17 protein-coding genes are annotated in these 19,238 nt (G+C 49.7%); 13 read left to right on the top strand and 4 right to left on the bottom strand.

Going from position 1 to position 19,238, the window contains the following annotated elements; genetic code table 11:
- Positions 1-151: 151 nt before the first annotated feature.
- The 3 genes from H9Q78_RS01015 to H9Q78_RS01005 all read right to left on the bottom strand — a co-directional run bounded on the left by H9Q78_RS01015 (position 152) and on the right by H9Q78_RS01005 (position 4,766).
- Positions 152-2,275, bottom strand: a complete 2,124-nt coding sequence (locus H9Q78_RS01015) for an InlB B-repeat-containing protein (RefSeq protein WP_249303027.1) — start codon at positions 2,273-2,275, stop codon at positions 152-154.
- Between the two features lie 32 nt (positions 2,276-2,307).
- Positions 2,308-4,368 (bottom strand): InlB B-repeat-containing protein, encoded by a 2,061-nt coding sequence (locus H9Q78_RS01010; protein WP_249303025.1) that lies wholly within the window; start codon positions 4,366-4,368, stop codon positions 2,308-2,310.
- A gap of 77 nt (positions 4,369-4,445) precedes the next feature.
- On the bottom strand, positions 4,446-4,766 hold the full coding sequence (locus tag H9Q78_RS01005; protein WP_249303024.1) for a response regulator: 321 nt from the start codon (positions 4,764-4,766) through the stop codon (positions 4,446-4,448).
- A gap of 228 nt (positions 4,767-4,994) precedes the next feature.
- On the opposite strand from H9Q78_RS01005, the gene H9Q78_RS01000 reads away from it, so the two are divergent.
- Positions 4,995-5,720, top strand: coding sequence for a LytR/AlgR family response regulator transcription factor (locus H9Q78_RS01000; protein WP_249303023.1), 726 nt, complete (start codon positions 4,995-4,997; stop codon positions 5,718-5,720).
- Positions 5,717-7,066, top strand: coding sequence for an ATP-binding protein (locus H9Q78_RS00995; RefSeq protein WP_249303022.1), 1,350 nt, complete (start codon positions 5,717-5,719; stop codon positions 7,064-7,066). Before H9Q78_RS01000 ends, H9Q78_RS00995 begins: the two co-directional genes overlap by 4 nt.
- 41 nt (positions 7,067-7,107) lie before the next feature.
- Here the strand turns inward: H9Q78_RS00995 and H9Q78_RS00990 are convergent, their stop codons facing one another.
- On the bottom strand, positions 7,108-7,548 hold the full coding sequence (locus H9Q78_RS00990) for a hypothetical protein (RefSeq protein ID WP_249304855.1): 441 nt from the start codon (positions 7,546-7,548) through the stop codon (positions 7,108-7,110).
- 305 nt (positions 7,549-7,853) lie between these two features.
- Between H9Q78_RS00990 and H9Q78_RS00980 the strand changes: the two genes are divergently transcribed.
- From H9Q78_RS00980 to H9Q78_RS00930, 11 genes are all read left to right on the top strand, one after another.
- On the top strand, positions 7,854-8,072 hold the full coding sequence (locus tag H9Q78_RS00980; RefSeq protein ID WP_008979746.1) for a hypothetical protein: 219 nt from the start codon (positions 7,854-7,856) through the stop codon (positions 8,070-8,072).
- Between the two features lie 128 nt (positions 8,073-8,200).
- Positions 8,201-9,145 (top strand): DUF6017 domain-containing protein, encoded by a 945-nt coding sequence (locus H9Q78_RS00975; RefSeq protein ID WP_008979747.1) that lies wholly within the window; start codon positions 8,201-8,203, stop codon positions 9,143-9,145.
- Positions 9,146-9,181: 36 nt separating this feature from the next.
- Positions 9,182-9,655, top strand: coding sequence for a PcfB family protein (locus H9Q78_RS00970; RefSeq protein WP_008979748.1), 474 nt, complete (start codon positions 9,182-9,184; stop codon positions 9,653-9,655).
- The gene (locus H9Q78_RS00965) at positions 9,652-11,436 is read left to right on the top strand and encodes a VirD4-like conjugal transfer protein, CD1115 family (RefSeq protein ID WP_008979749.1); all 1,785 of its coding nucleotides are present in this window, start codon (positions 9,652-9,654) and stop codon (positions 11,434-11,436) included. Before H9Q78_RS00970 ends, H9Q78_RS00965 begins: the two co-directional genes overlap by 4 nt.
- Before the next feature lie 63 nt (positions 11,437-11,499).
- A complete protein-coding gene (locus tag H9Q78_RS00960) occupies positions 11,500-11,715 on the top strand; it encodes a Maff2 family mobile element protein (RefSeq protein WP_003431213.1) in 216 nt (71 codons plus the stop codon).
- 82 nt (positions 11,716-11,797) lie between these two features.
- Positions 11,798-12,649 (top strand): VirB6/TrbL-like conjugal transfer protein, CD1112 family, encoded by an 852-nt coding sequence (locus tag H9Q78_RS00955; protein ID WP_003431220.1) that lies wholly within the window; start codon positions 11,798-11,800, stop codon positions 12,647-12,649.
- 4 nt (positions 12,650-12,653) lie between these two features.
- Entirely contained in the window at positions 12,654-13,562 is a 909-nt protein-coding gene (locus H9Q78_RS00950) for a hypothetical protein (protein ID WP_044491973.1), read from the top strand.
- Position 13,563: 1 nt separating this feature from the next.
- Entirely contained in the window at positions 13,564-13,956 is a 393-nt protein-coding gene (locus H9Q78_RS00945; RefSeq protein ID WP_007860207.1) for a PrgI family protein, read from the top strand.
- Entirely contained in the window at positions 13,916-16,312 is a 2,397-nt protein-coding gene (locus tag H9Q78_RS00940) for a VirB4-like conjugal transfer ATPase, CD1110 family (RefSeq protein ID WP_249303021.1), read from the top strand. Before H9Q78_RS00945 ends, H9Q78_RS00940 begins: the two co-directional genes overlap by 41 nt.
- Positions 16,309-17,265: a DNA-methyltransferase gene (locus H9Q78_RS00935; protein ID WP_044491998.1), complete on the top strand. Its 957-nt coding sequence runs from the start codon at positions 16,309-16,311 to the stop codon at positions 17,263-17,265. Before H9Q78_RS00940 ends, H9Q78_RS00935 begins: the two co-directional genes overlap by 4 nt.
- Positions 17,262-19,232: a C40 family peptidase gene (locus tag H9Q78_RS00930; protein WP_008979752.1), complete on the top strand. Its 1,971-nt coding sequence runs from the start codon at positions 17,262-17,264 to the stop codon at positions 19,230-19,232. Before H9Q78_RS00935 ends, H9Q78_RS00930 begins: the two co-directional genes overlap by 4 nt.
- Positions 19,233-19,238 lie beyond the last annotated feature (6 nt).

The raw sequence follows: 19,238 nt of genomic DNA, 5'->3' as shown, positions 1-19,238 counted from the left end.
TGTTGAACACAATACTTTGCATATTGCCGCTCAAATTCAGTTTGTGTAACTACGCATACTTATATAAGTATACGCAGTTTAAAGAAGAACTTCAAGTAGATATTTATTGTCTACAGCTCTGAATTTTATGCTGCTATGTCCTGGTTCTTTCTTATTCCCTGTTGCTATGTTTCTTCTTCCTGACTCCAATCGTAATCCCTGCGCCTGACGCCAGCATGAGGCATACCCAGATGAGGGAGTTCGCCGTATCCCCGGTCTTTACCCCGCCTGTGGTCTTTTTTACCGGGAGATAACCGGAATTGCCGCCTTTGCCGTCATTGTCTTTTTCAAGCAGACTTTTTTTGTTCTCTGCGTCCCACCGGGCATACAGGGTCAGGTCTCCGGTGCTTCCCCTGGTTATGGTGTCAAGCTGCTCGTTTGTGCCGTCTACGGTGAGGGTGTTCCTGTACCAACCTGCAAAGACCGCGCCTTCCTTTGACGGGGCTGCCAGTATGATGTCGGGCGACTCTACAGTGTAGGAAGCCGGATTGGCTGGGTTATTGGTCCCGCCGTCCAGGATGTAAGTAATGGTATATGCCTCAAGCTGCCATTTGGCGTACAGGGTAACTGCCTCCGGCGGCTCTGGCGGGATGAAGCTCTCCCCGTCGGAGGCATCGTATGGAGGCAGGTGGTCTACCCGGTTGGTACGTTCAGGCTCTTTATACCAGCCGAGGAAGGTGTAACCTGGCCGCACCGGAGCTTTGAGCAGTATACTTTCGTTCATCGTGTAGGTGTCCGGATTGTCCGGATCGTTGACTGCCTTCGCCAGGGTATCCGCGGGCTCGCAGTCCCCTAAGTCGTAGGTGACCAAGTATTCATAATCCTGCCATCCGGCGTATAGAGTAACAACGCCGTTTTCATCCGCCTGGCTGTTAAGCAGCTCCCGGGTCAGCTCTGCATTTTCAATACGGCTTTCTGCTCCTGTAGCGGAGTCTGTATACCAGCCGGTAAAGGAAGCGTAGTCTCTGGACGCATCCGTAAGGGTGACTCCCCGGGTGTCTTTTGGTAAGGCCAATGGATTCCCCGGGCCATTTACACCGCCGTTCAACTGGTAATCGATCTGGTAGGATTCCCCTGCTAAGTTCTCTCCCATATGGATGATAACCGGTGCAGAGTATGCCCTGGGATCATCCGGATCGCCGGTTCTATATTCTGTGGCCAGTCTGCAGATTCCTTCATCTGCGTCTGTACCCGGGCCTGTCTGAAGGGTGGCTGTTACCTGTCCATTCTTATCTGGTCCCTCCTCTCCTTCATTCAATTTATATATACGGTCGAAAACCTGGTTCATTTGATACCCAATATCTATCGCTCCCGAATCTACCGGACTATCGTCTGGCTTGATCGCTGTTGCTGTTAATGTTACTTTTTCTCCAGGATTTATATAGTATTCCCCGTTATATTCCGGAAGTGGAGTCCCGTCTTCATAGACGGCGGTGAGCCCAACAGCCGCCCTTCCTTTGCCGTCGTTATCTATCACATGCAGGGTGGCTGCCCGTGAATATAAGGTGGTGATGGCGGAATGTGTGCCGCCCTTTTGGATATCTGCCTTTACCCGGTAGTGCTTGCCGTTTAACTCACCGCGGTTATCCGCGTGGATGGTCCTCTTAAGCACATTGGTCTGCTCTCCCCACGTTTCTATATTGTTCCATTGCCCCTGGTAGATACCGGCTGCGTCATATTGCTGCCATGTGTAGGTTACAATGTCCTTTGTCGCATCTATGCCCTGAACCTCTACTTCAAACTCCGCCGTCTCCCCTTCCTTTTTAAACTGATCTTGAGGACCGGTGAGGGTAAAACCATCGGGCAGGGTGGCGGCCTGTACGGCAGCGGATTTCTCCCCTTCGATGTCTCCTCTTACGCCGGCAAAATGGAACTGGTAGGTCGTATCCGGAGTAAGATTTGTCACAAGGTAATAACCATATGCAGCATCTATCTTTTCCCCGCCGTTCAGTGAGGTCTTTGCATCGTCCTGGTAGATCTTATAACCGTCCGCCGAACGCGGATCACTCCCGTCCGGTGCATCCCACGCCAGCATAGCCCATGTCTTTCCAGTGGCGTACACGTATGGATGTAAGGGCGGAAGCGGTAATACCCTGCCGCTTTCGCCTTCTGCGTGTACGGTGCTGGTAACGACATCCAAAAGGCCCGGTATATTTCCTGCCGTCAGAACTCCTGCGATGACTGCCGCCAGAAATATGGAGGCAGCGAATATTTTACAGCTCTTTTTCATATCCATTTTCCCTTCCTTTGCAGCGAAATGTTGATATTCTAACGCTGCTTACGTCTCCTGTCCTTAGGCACTGCAGCGCTGATTCCGGCTGCCAGAGCTGCTGACATAACCGCCAGAAGCGTCCACACATTGCTGTTATCCCCGGTAGATACACTTGTTTTCTTTGCCCCATTGCCTTGACTGCTGTTATCCCCGGTAGATACACTTGTTTCCTTTACCCCATTGTCTTGATTGCCATTCTGGGCAGGGGTTGGCTTTCTGTCAGGATCTGTATTGCCTCCAGGACCGGTTTCCTCTTTCAGCGGGCTGAAGCCGGCGTAAAGGGTGATGTCCTGCCCTTTCTTTTCCGGGGAGAGATCTCCCGGAATTGTTCTGATCTGCTTCGTGAGCGCTGCATCCTCGTACCAGCCGGTAAACTCATACCCTTCCTTTCTAATGTCTGCAAGATCCACATTACTGTATGATGTGTACACGGCAGGGTTTGGATTGTCTATACCGTCCGCGCCTTCATAAGTAATAGCGTGCTCCTTGTCCGCCCAGACTGCCTCCAGTGTGATGGATTTATTCCCTTTTGTGTCCGCCCCTTTGATCTCTTCGACCGTAAGATATGTCTGCAGGCTGTCCGCATCCATAGGGAGCGGATTCTGGGAACCTTCAAACCGCCATCCCTGAAATTCACTATCCTGCTTTGCAGGGGCATACAGGGTAATCCCCACCGCCTCTGCGCCGATATACGACAGATTCTCCGGTGCGTTATTTCCTCCGTTTACATCATATAATAAAGCATACCTGTCCGCACCGGGTGTCAGTATGCTGACCGGTTTCTGGTCAGAGCTTGCAAGAATATTGCCATTCTCATCCAGAAGTTCCCCCTTCAGCATAAACTCGCTGCTGGGTTGCTGGTCAGTTGAGAAAATTACGTTGCTGGTATCAGAAAGATCATACGTTGTCTGCTGCATTGGCGCATTCCCGTATAACATAGTGACCCTCCATTGGTCCGCTTTATCCTGATTGTCCTGGATTTCTGCCGTTATCGGAATAGACAGATCATCCCCGGAACCAGGGTCAAAAAGCACAGCCGTCCTATTATGTAGACTTCCAGTATCGCCGTCCAGGTAACTGTAGGTAAAGATCTCATTCTCAGTACCATCCACGATCTGCAGGTTCATGTCATAGGGGCCCTCTCCCACATACAGTTCTGCACTTTTAGAGTCGCTCACGGAGGGCTGACTTGAAGTCCTATAATATCTGGTTACCCTGATCCGGTAGCGGGAGCCTGCGTCTTCCAAAGATACAGGCCCAGTTGCATATTGGGTTGTTATACTATCCGATGTTGTCTCCGTTGCACAGGCTCCATCAATATCTACCCAGTTTCCGTCACGATCAAGCTTTTGCCACTGGAAGATGGTTTTCTCAATCCTATTACCTTGCTCACCCTCTACAGTGGCCTCAAATATCACCCCTTTCCCTGCCTGAGCCATTAGACTTTTGGGCTGTCTGGAAATTATGATTGAATTCTCCTCCCGTGTTGTCAGATGGATGTCCGCTCCCATCACGCTGCCGCCTTCTGGGGACTGTCCCTGAAAAGCAAATGTATAAGGTGTGTCGGGCTTGAGTTTATGAAGGGTGAAATAGCCCTTTGACGGATCTATTCCCGTCCCGTTTTTCACGGGAACATAACTTCCGTCCCCTTGTTTCTGACACAGGGTATAAGAATAGGACCCGGATTCATTACTGCCGGGAACATCCCAGGCCAGGATGGCCTCCCTGGTGAGAGCTGCATATACATAAGGATTGTCCGGGAAATTCTCGTTTCCCTCTGCCTCAAACTCTCTTAATTCTGTCGCAGTACCGTTATCTGGATCATATGATGCAGTGTTAGACCTACTATTCCAAGAATCCAGTTCTGTCTTCTCATCCCCGGCTGCCAGGGCGCTGGTTTTATCTTTATCGGCGGGCTTGAGCAGATACTCATAGATGATCGCGTAGCCTGTGTTGTCTGCCGTGTCCCCTGCTTTGGCATCTGCGCCTGGGAATGTGCAGAATAGTAAGAATACTCCTGCGCTGATGATTGCTTTATAAAATGTTTTTCGTTTCATTCCATATCCCCCCTCTTCTCATTCATTTGTAATCATATCCGGTATTCTTTTATACGTAGAGCTTTGGAACACAGCCATCAGCGCTGCATCGCTGTCTCAATATGACGTAGAGCCTGTGAGACCTTTTCCTGCGTGACGGGCAGCAGGTTAAAGTAGGCTACGTTCAGACGGTATGCCTGCAGGGCAAAATCCAGATCGGAGAACCAGATGACCTTTCCTGCCGGGACATTCAGCCCTGTGATGATATCCAGCCCTTTTACCCCGCTCTGCGCTATAATAATAACATCCGCTTTCCGCTGTCTGATTTCTTTGCACAACTCCTGCCACTCCCCGCAGCTTCTTATCTGTACGTCTATATCCTTATCCCTATAATAGTTACGGACACAGTTTTCTATCAAACAGTTTTCCTTAACATCAGTGTCACAGATAATTGCTTGCATACATTTTCTCACCCTTTCCTACGCATCTATCTCTAGCTTTTACCATATCAAAAAACAAGACTACAGTATATAGGGTGGCTGAATTATGCACTTTTTGGCTTCAATTTGTATTGTTCCGCGCTTTTTTTTCGTGTAAAATAGGATTAACTAATCATTTTAACTTGTTTAAGGAAGTGAGAGTTGAACATGAAAATCGCAATCATTGATGACGTTTTGGAATGCAGGAGTGAAATCCAGCTCTGTCTGCACCGGTTCTTTTCGGACCATTATGAGGATGAATCACTTTGCGTTACGGAATTTTCCGGCGGAGAAGATTTTCTGTCCGCGTTCCAGAAAGCAGCCTATGACCTTATATTCATAGACCAGTACATGCAGGGCTTCTCAGGCATTGATACCGCAAGACAGATCAGGCAGAGGGATGACCTTGTTACTCTCGTGTTCATCACGACCAGCCGGGACCATGCGATAGAAAGTTATCAGGTAAGGGCAGGCGGATATATGCTGAAGCCATTTTCCTATGAGGCTTTTGAACAGACCATGCTCCTGCTCGGAATAGCCAGATTACGAAATGCCCGGTTTATATGCGTACAGGATGAAAAGATACTGCTGCGCGAAATTTTCTGGTGTGACATGGATGGACATTACGTTCAGATCCACACACGCCAGAGAGGGATTCTTCGCTTCCGCGTTCCCTTTGGTCTAGTGGCGGACAAACTTTTGGCATACCCCCAGTTTCTGACCTGCTACAAAGGGGGTATCGTCAATCTTGACCATGTAGAGCGCATAAACGACCTGGATTTTCTGCTGATAAACGGGGAGAAGGTTCTCTTTTCCAAGAGAGACAAGAAGAAGATAAAAAGTGACTATCATACCTATCTGTTTCAAAAAGCAAGAGAGGAGGGACTGCTATGATTGATACATGGATGGTTATACTGTTTCCATACCTGGATTTTATCCCTTTTGCCATTCCACGTTACCTGATGTTTAAGGACAGGCTGCGTATCCCGTTTCGATACGTCTTGATATTAATAACGGCTGTGGCAACTCTCAACAGCCTGTGCTTTTATCTCATCAACAGGGGCGGGTATGAGATGGCGATGCAGTGGACGACCATCATGCGCTACGGGTTCATGATCGTCAATCTGACATTGTCCTTTACACTCATAAAAGAAAGTTTTTCCAAACTAATGTTCACATATTTACTGCTGTTTGCCTGGTCATTCTTTGTGTTCGGAAATGCCAACTACATAGAGAGCAGGTTTTTCTGGGATTTTTCAGACCAGCATCCTTATCTTGTATACAACATCGCCCGCGTCATTGTATACCTGCTGACCTGCCCTTTCCTGTTCCATTTTTTCAGACATACGATCGCAGATGCCATAAAGATACAGGATGAAACGATGTGGCACCACCTCTGGAAAATACCGCTGTTCTCGTCACTGTTTGGAATGCTGTACTGCTTCAATGACGATGTCTATGCATATGCTACCTGGCAGTTCATGGTATCACGTTATCTCATGCTGTTTGGCACATGTTATGTGTCCTATGTGGCGTTGGAGGTACTGGAGATATCCAAGAGCCGTACGCAGCTGGAAGAAGCGCTGAAATACGCCGACCACAGCATACTGGCACAGAAGAAGCAGTTCGACAGCCTTGCAAGGCACATGGATGATATGCGCAGAGCCAGACATGACCTGCGCCAGCACCTGGCGGTCGTGCAGTCTTTTATTGAAAAGGATGACAAGAAAGGACTTAGGAGTTATATCGACCTGTACCGCAGTGAACTGCCGCCCGATGTGCTTGAGTTCTACTGCCGCAATGATGTGGTGAATGCTGTCATCTGCTATTATGCAGCTCTCTCCAAAGATTCCCATATACGTTTTGACGCCAAGGCAGACTATCCGGAGTCCTGTTCCATATCGGAAACAGACATCACCGTACTGCTGGGGAACATTCTGGAAAACGCGGCAGAAGCCTGCCAGCGCCAGTCGGGAAACCAAACTTTTATTAAACTCAGGATCCTGCGCCGCAGCAGCTCGGAACTGCTGATTCTCGCAGACAATACATGCAGTACCCCTGTTATATTCAAGGAGGGCGTACCCATGTCCTCAAAGCGGGATGGCATGGGAATCGGGACATCTTCCATACAGGATATCGCAGAGCGCTACCACGGCATAGTACGCTTTGAATGGAAAGAAGGGATCTTCTATACTTCTGTGATGATGCAGTACAAAAGGCAGATTCCCCTGAAGTTTTAAAATGGACTGTACGCTCCGGGATAAAGGGAGCCGGTACGTTATCAGCACCGCTGTTGTGCGGTCCTGTTTAACTTAAGAATGGTCAGAGAAACCTCAGCGTCGATGGCAGTGTCGGGACCGTTAAATGTCAGATTAAACACCGTCTGCGACGGGACGTAAAGTATAAAATAGGTAGAACCAGAAGCGCTGGAAGAGTCAGAACCGGTCTTAAAGTAAACGCCTGTCTCAATGTGCGCAGCATTATTATAAAAGGGTGTTATCTGCATATAACCGGCAGAACGCAGGATGGCCGAAACACCATAGGATATCAGATAATATCCCGGCTCCAGTATGATATTGGCCGGACCATCATAGAGAATCTGTCCGGCGGGGTCAGAAACCTGGGGGTTCAAAGGAATCCGGCTACCGTTTGTGAGAAGGACCGCATAATTGGCAAACGAAGCAAAGACATCGTCCGGAGCTTTTCCAGCCGGACCTGTCATACCAGTATCTCCCTTGGGACCTGCTGGCCCTGCGGCGCCGGTCGGACCGGCAGGTCCCATAGGGCCGGCAGGACCCATAGGACCAACTGCTCCGTCAATATATGCACAACACGGAAATTGCCGTAACCATGCGGCTTTCCACTATCTTAAAGACAATTAAACAGCCCCTATGATTACACCTAAAACGCCGTAGCAAGGTTGGACAAGCCTTGATATGGCGTTTTTAAGTGGGTAGGATATGCCGCCGCAGCTTCAAAGAAGTTGTGGCGTTTTTTTATGCCCGCAGGAAAGGAGGCGCAGCCGGAATGTATTTCACAAAGGGCAAGCAGCGGGCGTTTGAACTGCTCATGCAGCAGAAGCCGGGATTTGACCGCTATCAATCCGGTTGTGCCGGAGATGATGAAGATTGCGGCACTTGCCGTTTCTACCGCCCCGGGTGGAAATATGAGTTTTGCGTTTTCAAAGAGTGTCCCTATTGCCCCGGCAAGAGGACGCGGAAAACGCCCGCCAGCATGGACAAATAGACGGGCAAAAGCCCTTGTGCCATGCGGCTTTGCAGACGCGAAAACGGCAAAGGGCATATTGCAATACCAAAACCGCCGAAAACGGCTTTCTAATTGTCCACGCAGACCAAGAGAGGAAGTGAGGAAATATGGCAGTTTTCAGAGTGGAGCGAAATACGGGATATACCGTTATGAGCAACCACCACTTGCGCAACAAAGAATTGTCCTTAAAGGCAAAGGGCTTGTTGTCGCAAATGCTGTCTTTGCCGGAGGATTGGGATTATACCCTTGCGGGCTTATCCCATATCAACCGGGAGAAGATCGACGCAATCCGCGAAGCGGTAAAGGAACTCGAAAAAGCCGGATATATCGTGCGCAGCCGGGAGCGCGACGAAAAGGGACGCTTGCGGGGCGCGGATTACGTCATATACGAGCAGCCGCAGCCGCGAGAGCCGGAAGCAGCTACCAGCGGCGGACAGCCGCCTATATTGGATTTACCTACATTGGAAAATCCAACATTGGATAATCCAACGTTGGAAAAACCTACGCAGGAAAAACCTACGTTGGAAAATCCAACGCAATTAAATAAAGATATATCAAGTAAAGAACAATCAATTACGGATTTATCAAGTACCCATTCCTTTCCATTCCATTCCCTAAACCCCTTGCCCTTTGAGCAGGGCGAAGCGGCTACGCCGCCGGAAAGGAAAAGAACGGAAGCGAAAAGCAATAGCGCAGTAGAGATTTACAGGGAGATTATCAAGGACAATATCGAATACGACCATCTCATTCAAAACTGCAAAATTGACGCAGACCGCCTAAATGAGATAGTTGACCTTATGCTGGAAACCGTCTGCACAGCGCGAAAGACAATCCGTATTGCCGGGGACGACTACCCCGCCGAATTAGTGAAATCAAAGTTTTTGAAGCTGAACAGCAGCCATATTGAGTTTGTTTTGGATTGCATGAGGGAGAACACAACCAAAGTGCGCAATATCAAGCAGTATTTGAAAGCGGTACTGTTCAACGCGCCGAGTACCATTGACAGCTATTATACCGCCCTTGTCAATCACGACTTTTACGGCAGCAAATGAGCATAGCCGCAGTTTACCGGGAAAGGAGTTGATACCTTGCAGGAGGAAGTAACCCAAAAAACGATTGCCCTATCCGTCAATGTGGGAAAAGGCGCGGCAAGGCTTACCGAACAGGCGTTGCAAAAAGCAATCAAGAAGTTTTTGGAGCAGAAAAGCAAAGCCCCGCATGGGAAACAGACCATGCGGCAGCTTATGAAGCAAAATGCGGGTGTTTCCAACATCGAGATCACCGACAGCAATATCAAAGCCTTTGAGAGTACCGCGAAGAAGTACAACATAGATTTTTCGCTGAAAAAGGTTAAGGGCGAACAGACCCGTTACCTTGTGTTTTTCAAAGGCAGGGACGCGGACGTTATGATCGCAGCGTTTCAAGAGTTTTCCGCAAAGAAGCTGAACAGGGATAAAAAGCCCTCTATCCGCAAAGCCCTTGCCGCAGCAAAGGACAAGGCGAAGCAGCTTAACGCCGCCCGCGACAAGGTAAAGAAAATAGACAGGGGGCGCGAGATATGAAGCAGATAAACTACAAAAAGCTGATAATCCCGAATATCCCCTATGTGTTCTTTGTCTATCTCTTTGATAAAGTAGGACAGGCGACGCGGCTTGCCCCCGGCGCGGATATTTCCGAAAAGATACTCAATATCACACAGGGATTTTCCGAAGCGTTTTCAAATGCCTTGCCGAGCGTTCACCCGTTGGATTTGCTTATCGGCATTGTCGGCGCGGTGGTTATTCGTCTGATTGTCTATGTCAAAGGGAAAAACGCAAAGAAATACCGCAAGGGCGCAGAATACGGCAGCGCACGTTGGGGCAACGCCGAAGATATAAAGCCCTACATCGACCCGGATTTTCAGAACAACATCATTTTGACGCAGACCGAACGCCTTACCATGAACAGCCGCCCGAAGCAGCCGAAATATGCGAGAAATAAAAACGTCGTGGTGATCGGCGGCAGCGGCAGCGGCAAGACAAGGTTTTTCGTAAAGCCTAATTTAATGCAGCTTCATTCTTCCTACGTCTTGACCGACCCAAAAGGCACCGTCCTAATCGAGTGCGGAAAGCTGCTGCAACGGGCAGGCTACCGCATTAAGGTACTGAACACGATAAACTTTCGGAAAAGTATGCACTATAACCCCTTTGTCTATATCCGCAGCGAAAAGGACGTGTTAAAGGTTGTCAATACCCTTATTGTCAATACCAAAGGCGAGGGAGAAAAAAGCGCGGAAGATTTTTGGGTGAAAGCCGAGAGATTATTATATTGCGCGTTGATCGGCTACATTTGGTATGAAGCCCCCGCCGAGGAAATGAGCTTTACAACGCTGCTTGAACTTATCAATGCAAGCGAAGCACGCGAGGACGACGAGGAATACCAAAGCCCCGTTGATCTGCTCTTTGCCGATTTAGAAGAACGCAGCCCCGACCATTTCGCGGTGAAGCAATATAAAAAATACAAATTGGCGGCGGGCAAAACGGCAAAGTCAATCCTTATTTCTTGCGGTGCGCGTCTTGCCCCTTTTGATATAGAGGAACTCCGGGAACTCATGTCCTATGATGAATTGGAACTTGATACATTGGGCGACAGGAAAACCGCGCTTTTCCTCATAATGAGCGATACCGACGACACCTTTAATTTTGTTATCGCTATTCTGCAATCGCAGCTTTTCAATTTGCTTTGTGATAAAGCGGACGACGAATACAACGGCAAATTGCCTATTCATGTCCGGTTTTTGCTTGATGAATTTGCCAACATCGGGCAGATACCCCGCTTTGATAAGTTAATTGCGACCATTCGCAGCAGGGAAATGTCCGCTTCTATCATTCTGCAATCGCAGAGCCAACTAAAAGCCATTTACAAGGACGCGGCAGAAATCATACTTGATAATGCCGACAGCACCTTGTTTTTGGGAGGACGTGGGAAAAATGCAAAGGATATTTCGGATAACTTGGGACGGGAAACAATCGACAGTTTCAATACTTCCGAAAATCGCGGCACGCAGGTTTCTCATGGACTTACTTATCAAAAATTAGGAAAGGAGCTGATGACACAGGACGAAATAGCAGTTATGGACGGTGGGAAATGTATTTTGCAGCTACGCGGTGTGCGTCCCTTTTTAAGCGACAAATACGACATCACGAAACACCCGAACTACAAATACCTTTCCGACTTCGACAAAAGAAACGCTTTTGACGTGGAACGGTATATGTCTACCCGTCCGGCAATCGTAAAGCCCGATGAAGCCTTTGACATATACGAAATAGATTTGTCCGACGAGGACGCAGCCGCCGAGGAATAACGGCGGCATTTTCATTTTCAACAACTTTTTTTGAGCCGCACAGCGGCAGAAAGCGAGGTTTATATGGAGTTTTTCAACAGCGCAGTTGGTGTATTGCAGACTTTGGTTATCGCGCTTGGCGCAGGTCTTGGCATTTGGGGTGCCATTAACCTCATGGAGGGTTACGGCAACGACAATCCGGGCGCAAAGAGCCAGGGCATGAAGCAGCTCATGGCGGGCGGCGGCGTCGCTTTGATCGGCGGCACCCTTGTTCCCCTGCTTTCTCAACTTTTTGGATAATGCCTAAAACAAATACCACCCGCCGCGCCCTCTCGGAAACGGGAGGGCGCGGGAAAGGAGGGATTAACTTTTGATATGGCAGATGATTGAAGATTGGTTTCGCGGCATTTTGACAGACGGGATTTTATCGAACCTTTCCGGCTTGTTTGACAGCGTAAATACAGAGGTTGGAGAAATCGCAACACAAGTCGGCACGACCCCCGCCGGGTGGAACGCGGGCATATTCAACATGATACGCAGCCTTTCGGAAAACGTCATTGTACCGATTGCGGGCGTTATCATTACCTTTGTCATGTGTTATGAACTAATCCAGCTTGTAATTGAAAAAAACAATCTGCACGATCTCGACACTTGGATTTTCTTCAAATGGATTTTTAAGACCTTTGTTGCGGTGCTGCTGGTAACAAACACTTGGAACATCGTCATGGGAGTTTTCGACGTTACGCAGAGCGTCGTCAATCAGAGCGCGGGGGTTATCATATCCGATACAAGCATAGACGTTACCACCGTCATTACCGACATTGAAGCAAAACTCGACGCTATGAGCGTGGGCGGTCTTTTGGGGTTATGGTTTCAATCCCTCTTTGTAGGGCTTACCATGAAAGCCCTGTCAATCTGCATTATGCTTGTGGTGTATGGGCGCATGATTGAAATATATCTTGTAACGAGCGTTGCCCCTATCCCTATGGCAACAATGGTAAATCACGAATGGGGCAGCATGGGACAGAATTACTTAAAATCTTTGCTTGCGCTTGGTTTTCAGGCGTTTCTGATCTTGGTGTGTGTCGGCATTTATGCGGTGTTGATACAAACAATCGCAGCGACCGACGACATTTCCGGCGCGATCTGGGCTTGCATGGGCTATACCGTCCTCTTGTGCTTTACGCTTTTCAAAACGGGAAGCCTTGCAAAGAGCGTCTTTTCGGCACATTAAGGGGGTGAGTTATGATTTGAAAATCGGTTTAATCGACGTTGACAGCCATAATTTCCCCAACCTCTGCTTGATGAAGCTATCCGCGTATCATAAAGCAAAGGGGCATACGGTGGAATGGTGGAACGCAAAGGGGCGGTACGACCTTGTATATAAAAGCCGCGTCTTTACGGACACCTATTCCAAAGACACGATAACCGTTACCAACGCGGAACAAGTTATTTTCGGCGGTACGGGCTACGACACGAAAAACCGCTTGCTGCCGGAAGTGGAACACAGTTACCCGGATTATTCTATCTACCCGCAGTTTTTCGGGATTGCCTACGGCTTTTTAAGCCGGGGTTGTCCGAGAAATTGCGGGTTTTGCATTGTCAGCAGTAAAGAGGGACGCGAAAGTGTTAAGGTTGCGGATTTGTCCGAGTTTTGGAAATGGCAGCCGGAAATAAAAATCATGGACGCTAATCTGCTTGCCTGTCCCGACCATGAAAATCTCATTGAGCAGCTTATACGAAGCCGCGCATGGGTGGATTTTTCGCAAGGGCTGGATATTCGCCTTGTGAACAGGGATAATGTCAGCCTGTTAAATCGGGTACGGATAAAAGCGGTACATTTTGCATGGGATAATCCCGACGAGGACTTAACCGGGTATTTCCAACGTTTTTTGGATTTGACCGCCATTAAGAGCAGCCGCCAGCGGCGCGTGTATGTTCTTACCAACTACGGCAGCACTCACGAACAGGATTTATACCGCGTGAACACCTTGCGGGCTATGGGCTTTGACCCGTATGTGATGATTTACGAGCGTCCAACCGCCCCGCCTGTTACCCGCCATTTGCAACGGTGGGTAAATAACAAACGGCTTTTCTATGCTGTCCCCCGTTTTGAAGATTACATTCCGGGCAGAAAGGAGGTTTGAAATGGCGTATGTAACCGTCCCAAAGGACTTAACAAAAATCAAAAGCAAGGTAATGTTCAACCTTACGAAACGACAGCTAATTTGTTTCAGCGCGGCGGTAGCAATCGGACTGCCGCTGTTCTTTTTGGTAAAAGACAGCGTTGGAACAACCACAGCGGCATTGTGCATGGTGCTTGCCATGCTGCCTATGTTTTTGCTTGCCATGTACGAGAAAAACGGGCAACCGCTGGAAGTGATTATTCGGCAATTTGTGGAAGTGAAGTTTCTTCGCCCCAAAGAGCGACCTTATCAGACCAACAATTTTTATGCCGCCCTTGCGCGGCAAGAGCAATTAGATAAGGAGGTACGGGCGATTGTCAAAGGAAAAGAAAAACACCCAAAACGAAAAGCGTAAACTTTCCCGACAGGAAAGAAAACAGATAGATACCCTTATCCGACAGGCAAAGGGCGACGGGAAGCCCCATACGGCGCAGGACAGCATACCGTTTGAGCGAATGTATAAGGACGGGATTTGCCGCCTTGCAAACGGGCGGTATTCCAAGTGCATTGAGTTTGAGGACATCAACTATCAGCTTGCGCAGCCGGACGACAAAACCGCCATTTTTGAAGCCCTTTGCGATATGTATAACTCGTTCGACGCTTCTATCAGCGTGCAGCTTTCCCTAATCAGCCGCCATGCGAACAAGGACGATTTCAAGAACAGTATCACGATTGCGCCGCAGAATGATGACTTCGACAGTATCAGAGCAGAATACACCGAAATGCTTAGGACGCAGCTTGAACGCGGAAACAACGGGCTTATCAAGACCAAGTTTCTCACCTTTACCGTTGAAGCAAAGGACATTAGATCGGCGCGGGCGCGTCTTGCCCGCATTGAAACGGACACCCTCAACCATTTTAAGGTGATCGGCGCGGCGGCGCGGGTATTGGACGGGAAACAGCGTCTTGAAGTGCTGCATGGGATTTTCCACCCGGACGGGGAACGCTTTAACTTTGCGTGGGAATGGCTACCCGCAAGCGGTCTTTCTGTCAAAGACTTTATCGCGCCGTCCTCTTTCCGATTTGGCGACGGGCGAATGTTTCAAATGGGCGGCAAGTTTGGCGCAGTTTCCTTTTTGCAGATCGTCGCGCCGGAACTCTCCGACCGTATGCTTGCCGACTTCATGGACGCGGAAAACGGGATTATCGTCAATCTGCACATTCAGAGTATCGACCACAACGAAGCAATCAAGACGATTAAGCGCAAGATTACCGACCTTGACCGTATGAAAATCGAGGAACAGAAAAAAGCAATCCGCAGCGGCTACGACATGGATATTATTCCGTCCGACCTTGCCACCTACGGCGGGGAAGCAAAAAACCTACTCCGCGATTTGCAGAGCCGCAACGAAAGAATGTTTCTGCTTACGCTGCTTGTCTTAAACCTTGCAGATACCAAGCAGAAATTGGATAACGAAGTATTTGGAGCGGCGGCAATCGCGCAGAAATACAACTGCATTTTGACCCGCCTTGACTACCGGCAGGAACAGGGGCTTATGTCCTCTATCCCGTTGGGGGAAAACCTTATCCATATCCAGCGCGGCTTGACGACCAGCAGCACCGCCGTTTTCGTTCCCTTTACGGTGCAAGAGCTGTTCCAAAGCGGCGAAGCATTGTATTACGGCTTAAACGCCCTTTCCAACAACATGATTTTGTGCGACCGAAAGAAGCTGAAAAATCCCAACGGCTTGATACTCGGCACACCGGGCAGCGGCAAAAGTTTTTCTGCAAAACGCGAAATCACAAACGCTTTTCTTATCACGTCCGACGACATTATCATTTGCGACCCCGAAGCCGAATATTACCCCCTTGTCGGACGTTTGAAAGGACAGGTTATCAAGGTTTCGCAGAACAGCACGCAGTACATTAACCCTATGGATATTAACCTCAATTACAGCGAGGGCGACACGCCCATAGCCTTAAAGAGCGATTTTATCCTTTCCTTTTGTGAGTTGATTATGGGAGGTAAAAACGGGCTGGAAGCTGTCGAAAAGACCTTGATTGACCGCGCTGTTATCAGCGTGTACCGCAACTACCTTGCCGACCCGAAGCCGGAGAATATGCCGATTTTGGGCGACCTCTACGACGAGATCAAGAAGCAGCCGGAAAAGGAAGCGCAGCGTATCGCGGCGGCATTGGAACTCTATGTAAACGGCAGCTTGAACATTTTTAACCACAGGACAAACGTTGACATTCATAATCGCCTTGTCTGCTTTGATATTAAGGAACTCGGTACGCAGCTTAAAAAAGTCGGTATGCTTATCGTCCAAGACCAAGTATGGAACAGAGTAACGGTAAACCGCAGCGAGGGCAAGGCGACGCGGTATTACATCGACGAATTTCATTTACTCTTGAAAGAGGAACAGACCGCAGCATACAGCGTCGAGATTTGGAAGCGTTTTGGGAAGTGGGGCGGTATTCCGACAGGTATCACGCAGAACGTCAAAGACCTTTTGACGAGCAGAGAAGTTTCAAATGTTTTTGAAAACAGCGATTTTGTCTATATGCTCAACCAAGCCCAGGGCGACCGGGAAATCCTTGCCAAGCAGCTTAACATTTCACAACAGCAAATGACCTATGTAACCCATTCCGAAGCGGGCGAGGGACTTATCTTCTATGGCAACGTGATTTTGCCCTTTATTGACCGTTTTCCGAAAGATACGGAGCTCTACCGCGTAATGACGACCAAGCCCGGCGAGGTGTCGGCATGAGGATAGAAACGGATAAAATCTATTGCGGCGACAGCTTGCAGGTGCTTCAAACCTTGCCGGATAACTGTTTGGATTGTTGCGTAACGTCCCCGCCCTACTATGCTTTGCGCGATTACGGCACAGACGGGCAGATCGGGCGTGAAGCAACGCCGGAGGAATATGTTTCCCGCATTACGGCGGTTTTCCATGAGGTAAAGCGGGTGCTTACGCCGGAGGGTACTTGTTGGCTGAATATCGCGGACACTTATTGCGGCACAGGCAGCAAAGCCGACCACCAAGACCCGAAATACCCCAAAGGCAGGAACGGGCAGCAAGTGGCGGTAAACCACCGCGCCCCCGGCTGCAAGCCGAAAGACCTAATCGGTATTCCGTGGCTTGTAGCCCTTGCCTTGCGGGGCGACGGTTGGTATTTGCGAAGTTCTATCATTTGGCACAAGGGAAACGCCATGCCGGAAAGCACGCGGGACAGACCGACCCGCTGCTATGAATATGTGTTTCTGCTTACCAAGTCAAAGAAATATTACTACGATTGGCAGGCAGTAGCCGAGCCGATAGCCCCCACAACGGCGGTACGGCTGAAAAGCGGAGTTGGGAAAGGCAACAAATATGCCGCTACCGTTCCGGGGCAAAACCAGCCGCAGAAAATCAACCGCCCCCGCAGGAAAGGCGCATACACCGACGAAATGATTTCCCCCGTCCGCAGCCGCCGCAACGTTTGGCAGATCAACACAACTTCCTATCGCGGCGGGCATTTTGCAGCGTTCCCGCCCAAACTTGCGGAAACGTGCATTTTGGCGGGCTGTCCTGTCGGCGGGATTGTGCTTGACCCGTTTTTAGGCAGCGGCACGACCGCAGCGGCGGCAAAAAGCCTTTCCCGCCGCTATATCGGTATAGAGATCAACCCCGAATACTGCACCCTTGCAAAACAGCGTATTGGAGGTGATGAACATTGAGCAAGGAATTAAAAGCCCCCGACAAGGTAACGCAGAAAATGACCCGCGACGGGGCGATTGCGGAAAACCTTACGACGGGCGAAACGACGAGTATCAGCGAAAGACCGCCGGAGGAAAACTATTCAGCCCCCGCAGCGGGAGCAGCGGAAAAAGCGACCCAACGTATCAGCACAGAGGTTAGCCGCCATTTAGAAAAGGGCGCGGAGAAAAAGAGCCTTGACGCAGCGCAGCTTAAAACCCATACTTCCCGCTTGCAGTTTTCCGCAGAGGAACGGGCAACGCCGGAACTTCAAAAGGCAATTAGGAAGTCGGACAAGGCGGCAGACCGTTTAGACGCGGCGCGGGCGGCTATCCCCAAGCATACCAAAATCAAGAAAGAGCGCGTTTTTAACGAAGCGAAAGGCAGGGCAAAAACGCGCCTTTCCTTTGAAAAGACGGATAAGCCCCCAAACGGCAAGTTGCGGCATAACCCCTTATCACGTCCGGCGCAGGAGTTAAACAGCACCGTACATGGAAAAATCTACGAGGTAGAGAAAGAAAACGTCGGTGTGGAAAGCGGGCACCGGGTAGAACTTGCGGGCGAGAAAGCGGGCGGCATGGCGGCGCGGACGGTAAAACGCGGCATACGCAGCCACAAGCTGAAACCCTACCGGGCAGCGGCGGCAGCGGAGAGAAAGGCGGTAAAGGCAAACGCCGATTTCCTCTATCAAAAGGCGCTGCACGATAACCCCGCCCTTGCGCACTCTAACCCCATTTCCCGTTTTTGGCAGAAGCAGCGCATTAAAAAGCAGTATGCAAAGACGCTGAAAGCGGGCGGCAAGGTGAAAAAGACCGCCGAAGCCACCGCAAAGGCAGCGAAGAAAACCGCGCAGGAAACCAAACGGGCGACGTTCTTTGTCGTCCGGCATTGGAAAGGCTGCTTGCTTGTGGGCGGGATTGCCTTTATCGTGCTGCTGCTTTTCGGCGGCTTGTCCTCTTGCTCCCTCTTTGGCGGCAACAGCGGTAGCGGCTTGATTGCGTCGTCCTATCTTTCCGAGGACGCGGATATTACGGGCGCGGAAGCAGCTTACACCGATATGGAAGCAGAGTTACAGGATATGCTGAATAATATCGAGCGCGAATACCCCGGCTACGACGAATACCGGGTGAACGCAGACGAGATCGAGCATGACCCCTATGTGCTAATCTCTATCCTTTCCGCGCTGCATGAGGGCGTGTTTACCCTTGATGAAGCGCAAAGCACCCTTGAAATGCTCTTTGAGAAACAGTATATCTTGACCGTTACGGAGGAAGTCGAGGTACGCTACCGCACCGAAACGAGGACGGACAGCGAGGGCAACGAATATGAGGTTGAAGTCCCATATAACTATTACATTCTTCATGTGGATTTGGAAAACTTCAACCTTTCCCATGTCCCCGTCTACATTATGGGCGAGGAACAGCTATCCATGTACGCTATGTATATGTCGTCGCTGGGGAACCGCCCCGATTTGTTCCCGTCGTCCGGCTATGTGTCAAAATACTATGAAAACCCGCCCGCCGATTACGAAGTACCCGCCGCGCTGCTTAATTCCGATGAAAAGTTTGCGCGGCTCATTGAGGAAGCGGATAAATACGTCGGCTTTCCCTATGTGTGGGGCGGCAGCACCCCGGAAACCTCTTTTGATTGCAGCGGTTTTGTTAGCTATGTGCTGACGAACAGCGGCTTATACAATACGGGCAGACTTGGGGCGCAGGGGCTTTACAACATTTCAACCCGCGTTTCCAACCCGCAGCCGGGGGATTTGGTTTTCTTTACGGGTACATACGACACGCCGGGGGTATCTCATGTGGGTATCTACGTTGGCGAGGACGGGGACGGAAGCCCCGTCATGCTGCATTGTGGCGACCCGATACAATACACAAAACTTGATACAAGCTATTGGCAATCCCATTTTTACGCCTATGGGCGGCTACATTACAACTGACTTTGA

The sequence above is a fragment of the Qiania dongpingensis genome (genome assembly GCF_014337195.1).
GTDB classification, from domain to species: domain Bacteria; phylum Bacillota; class Clostridia; order Lachnospirales; family Lachnospiraceae; genus Lientehia; species Lientehia dongpingensis.
This window is presented reverse-complemented; position numbering and strand designations above follow the sequence as displayed.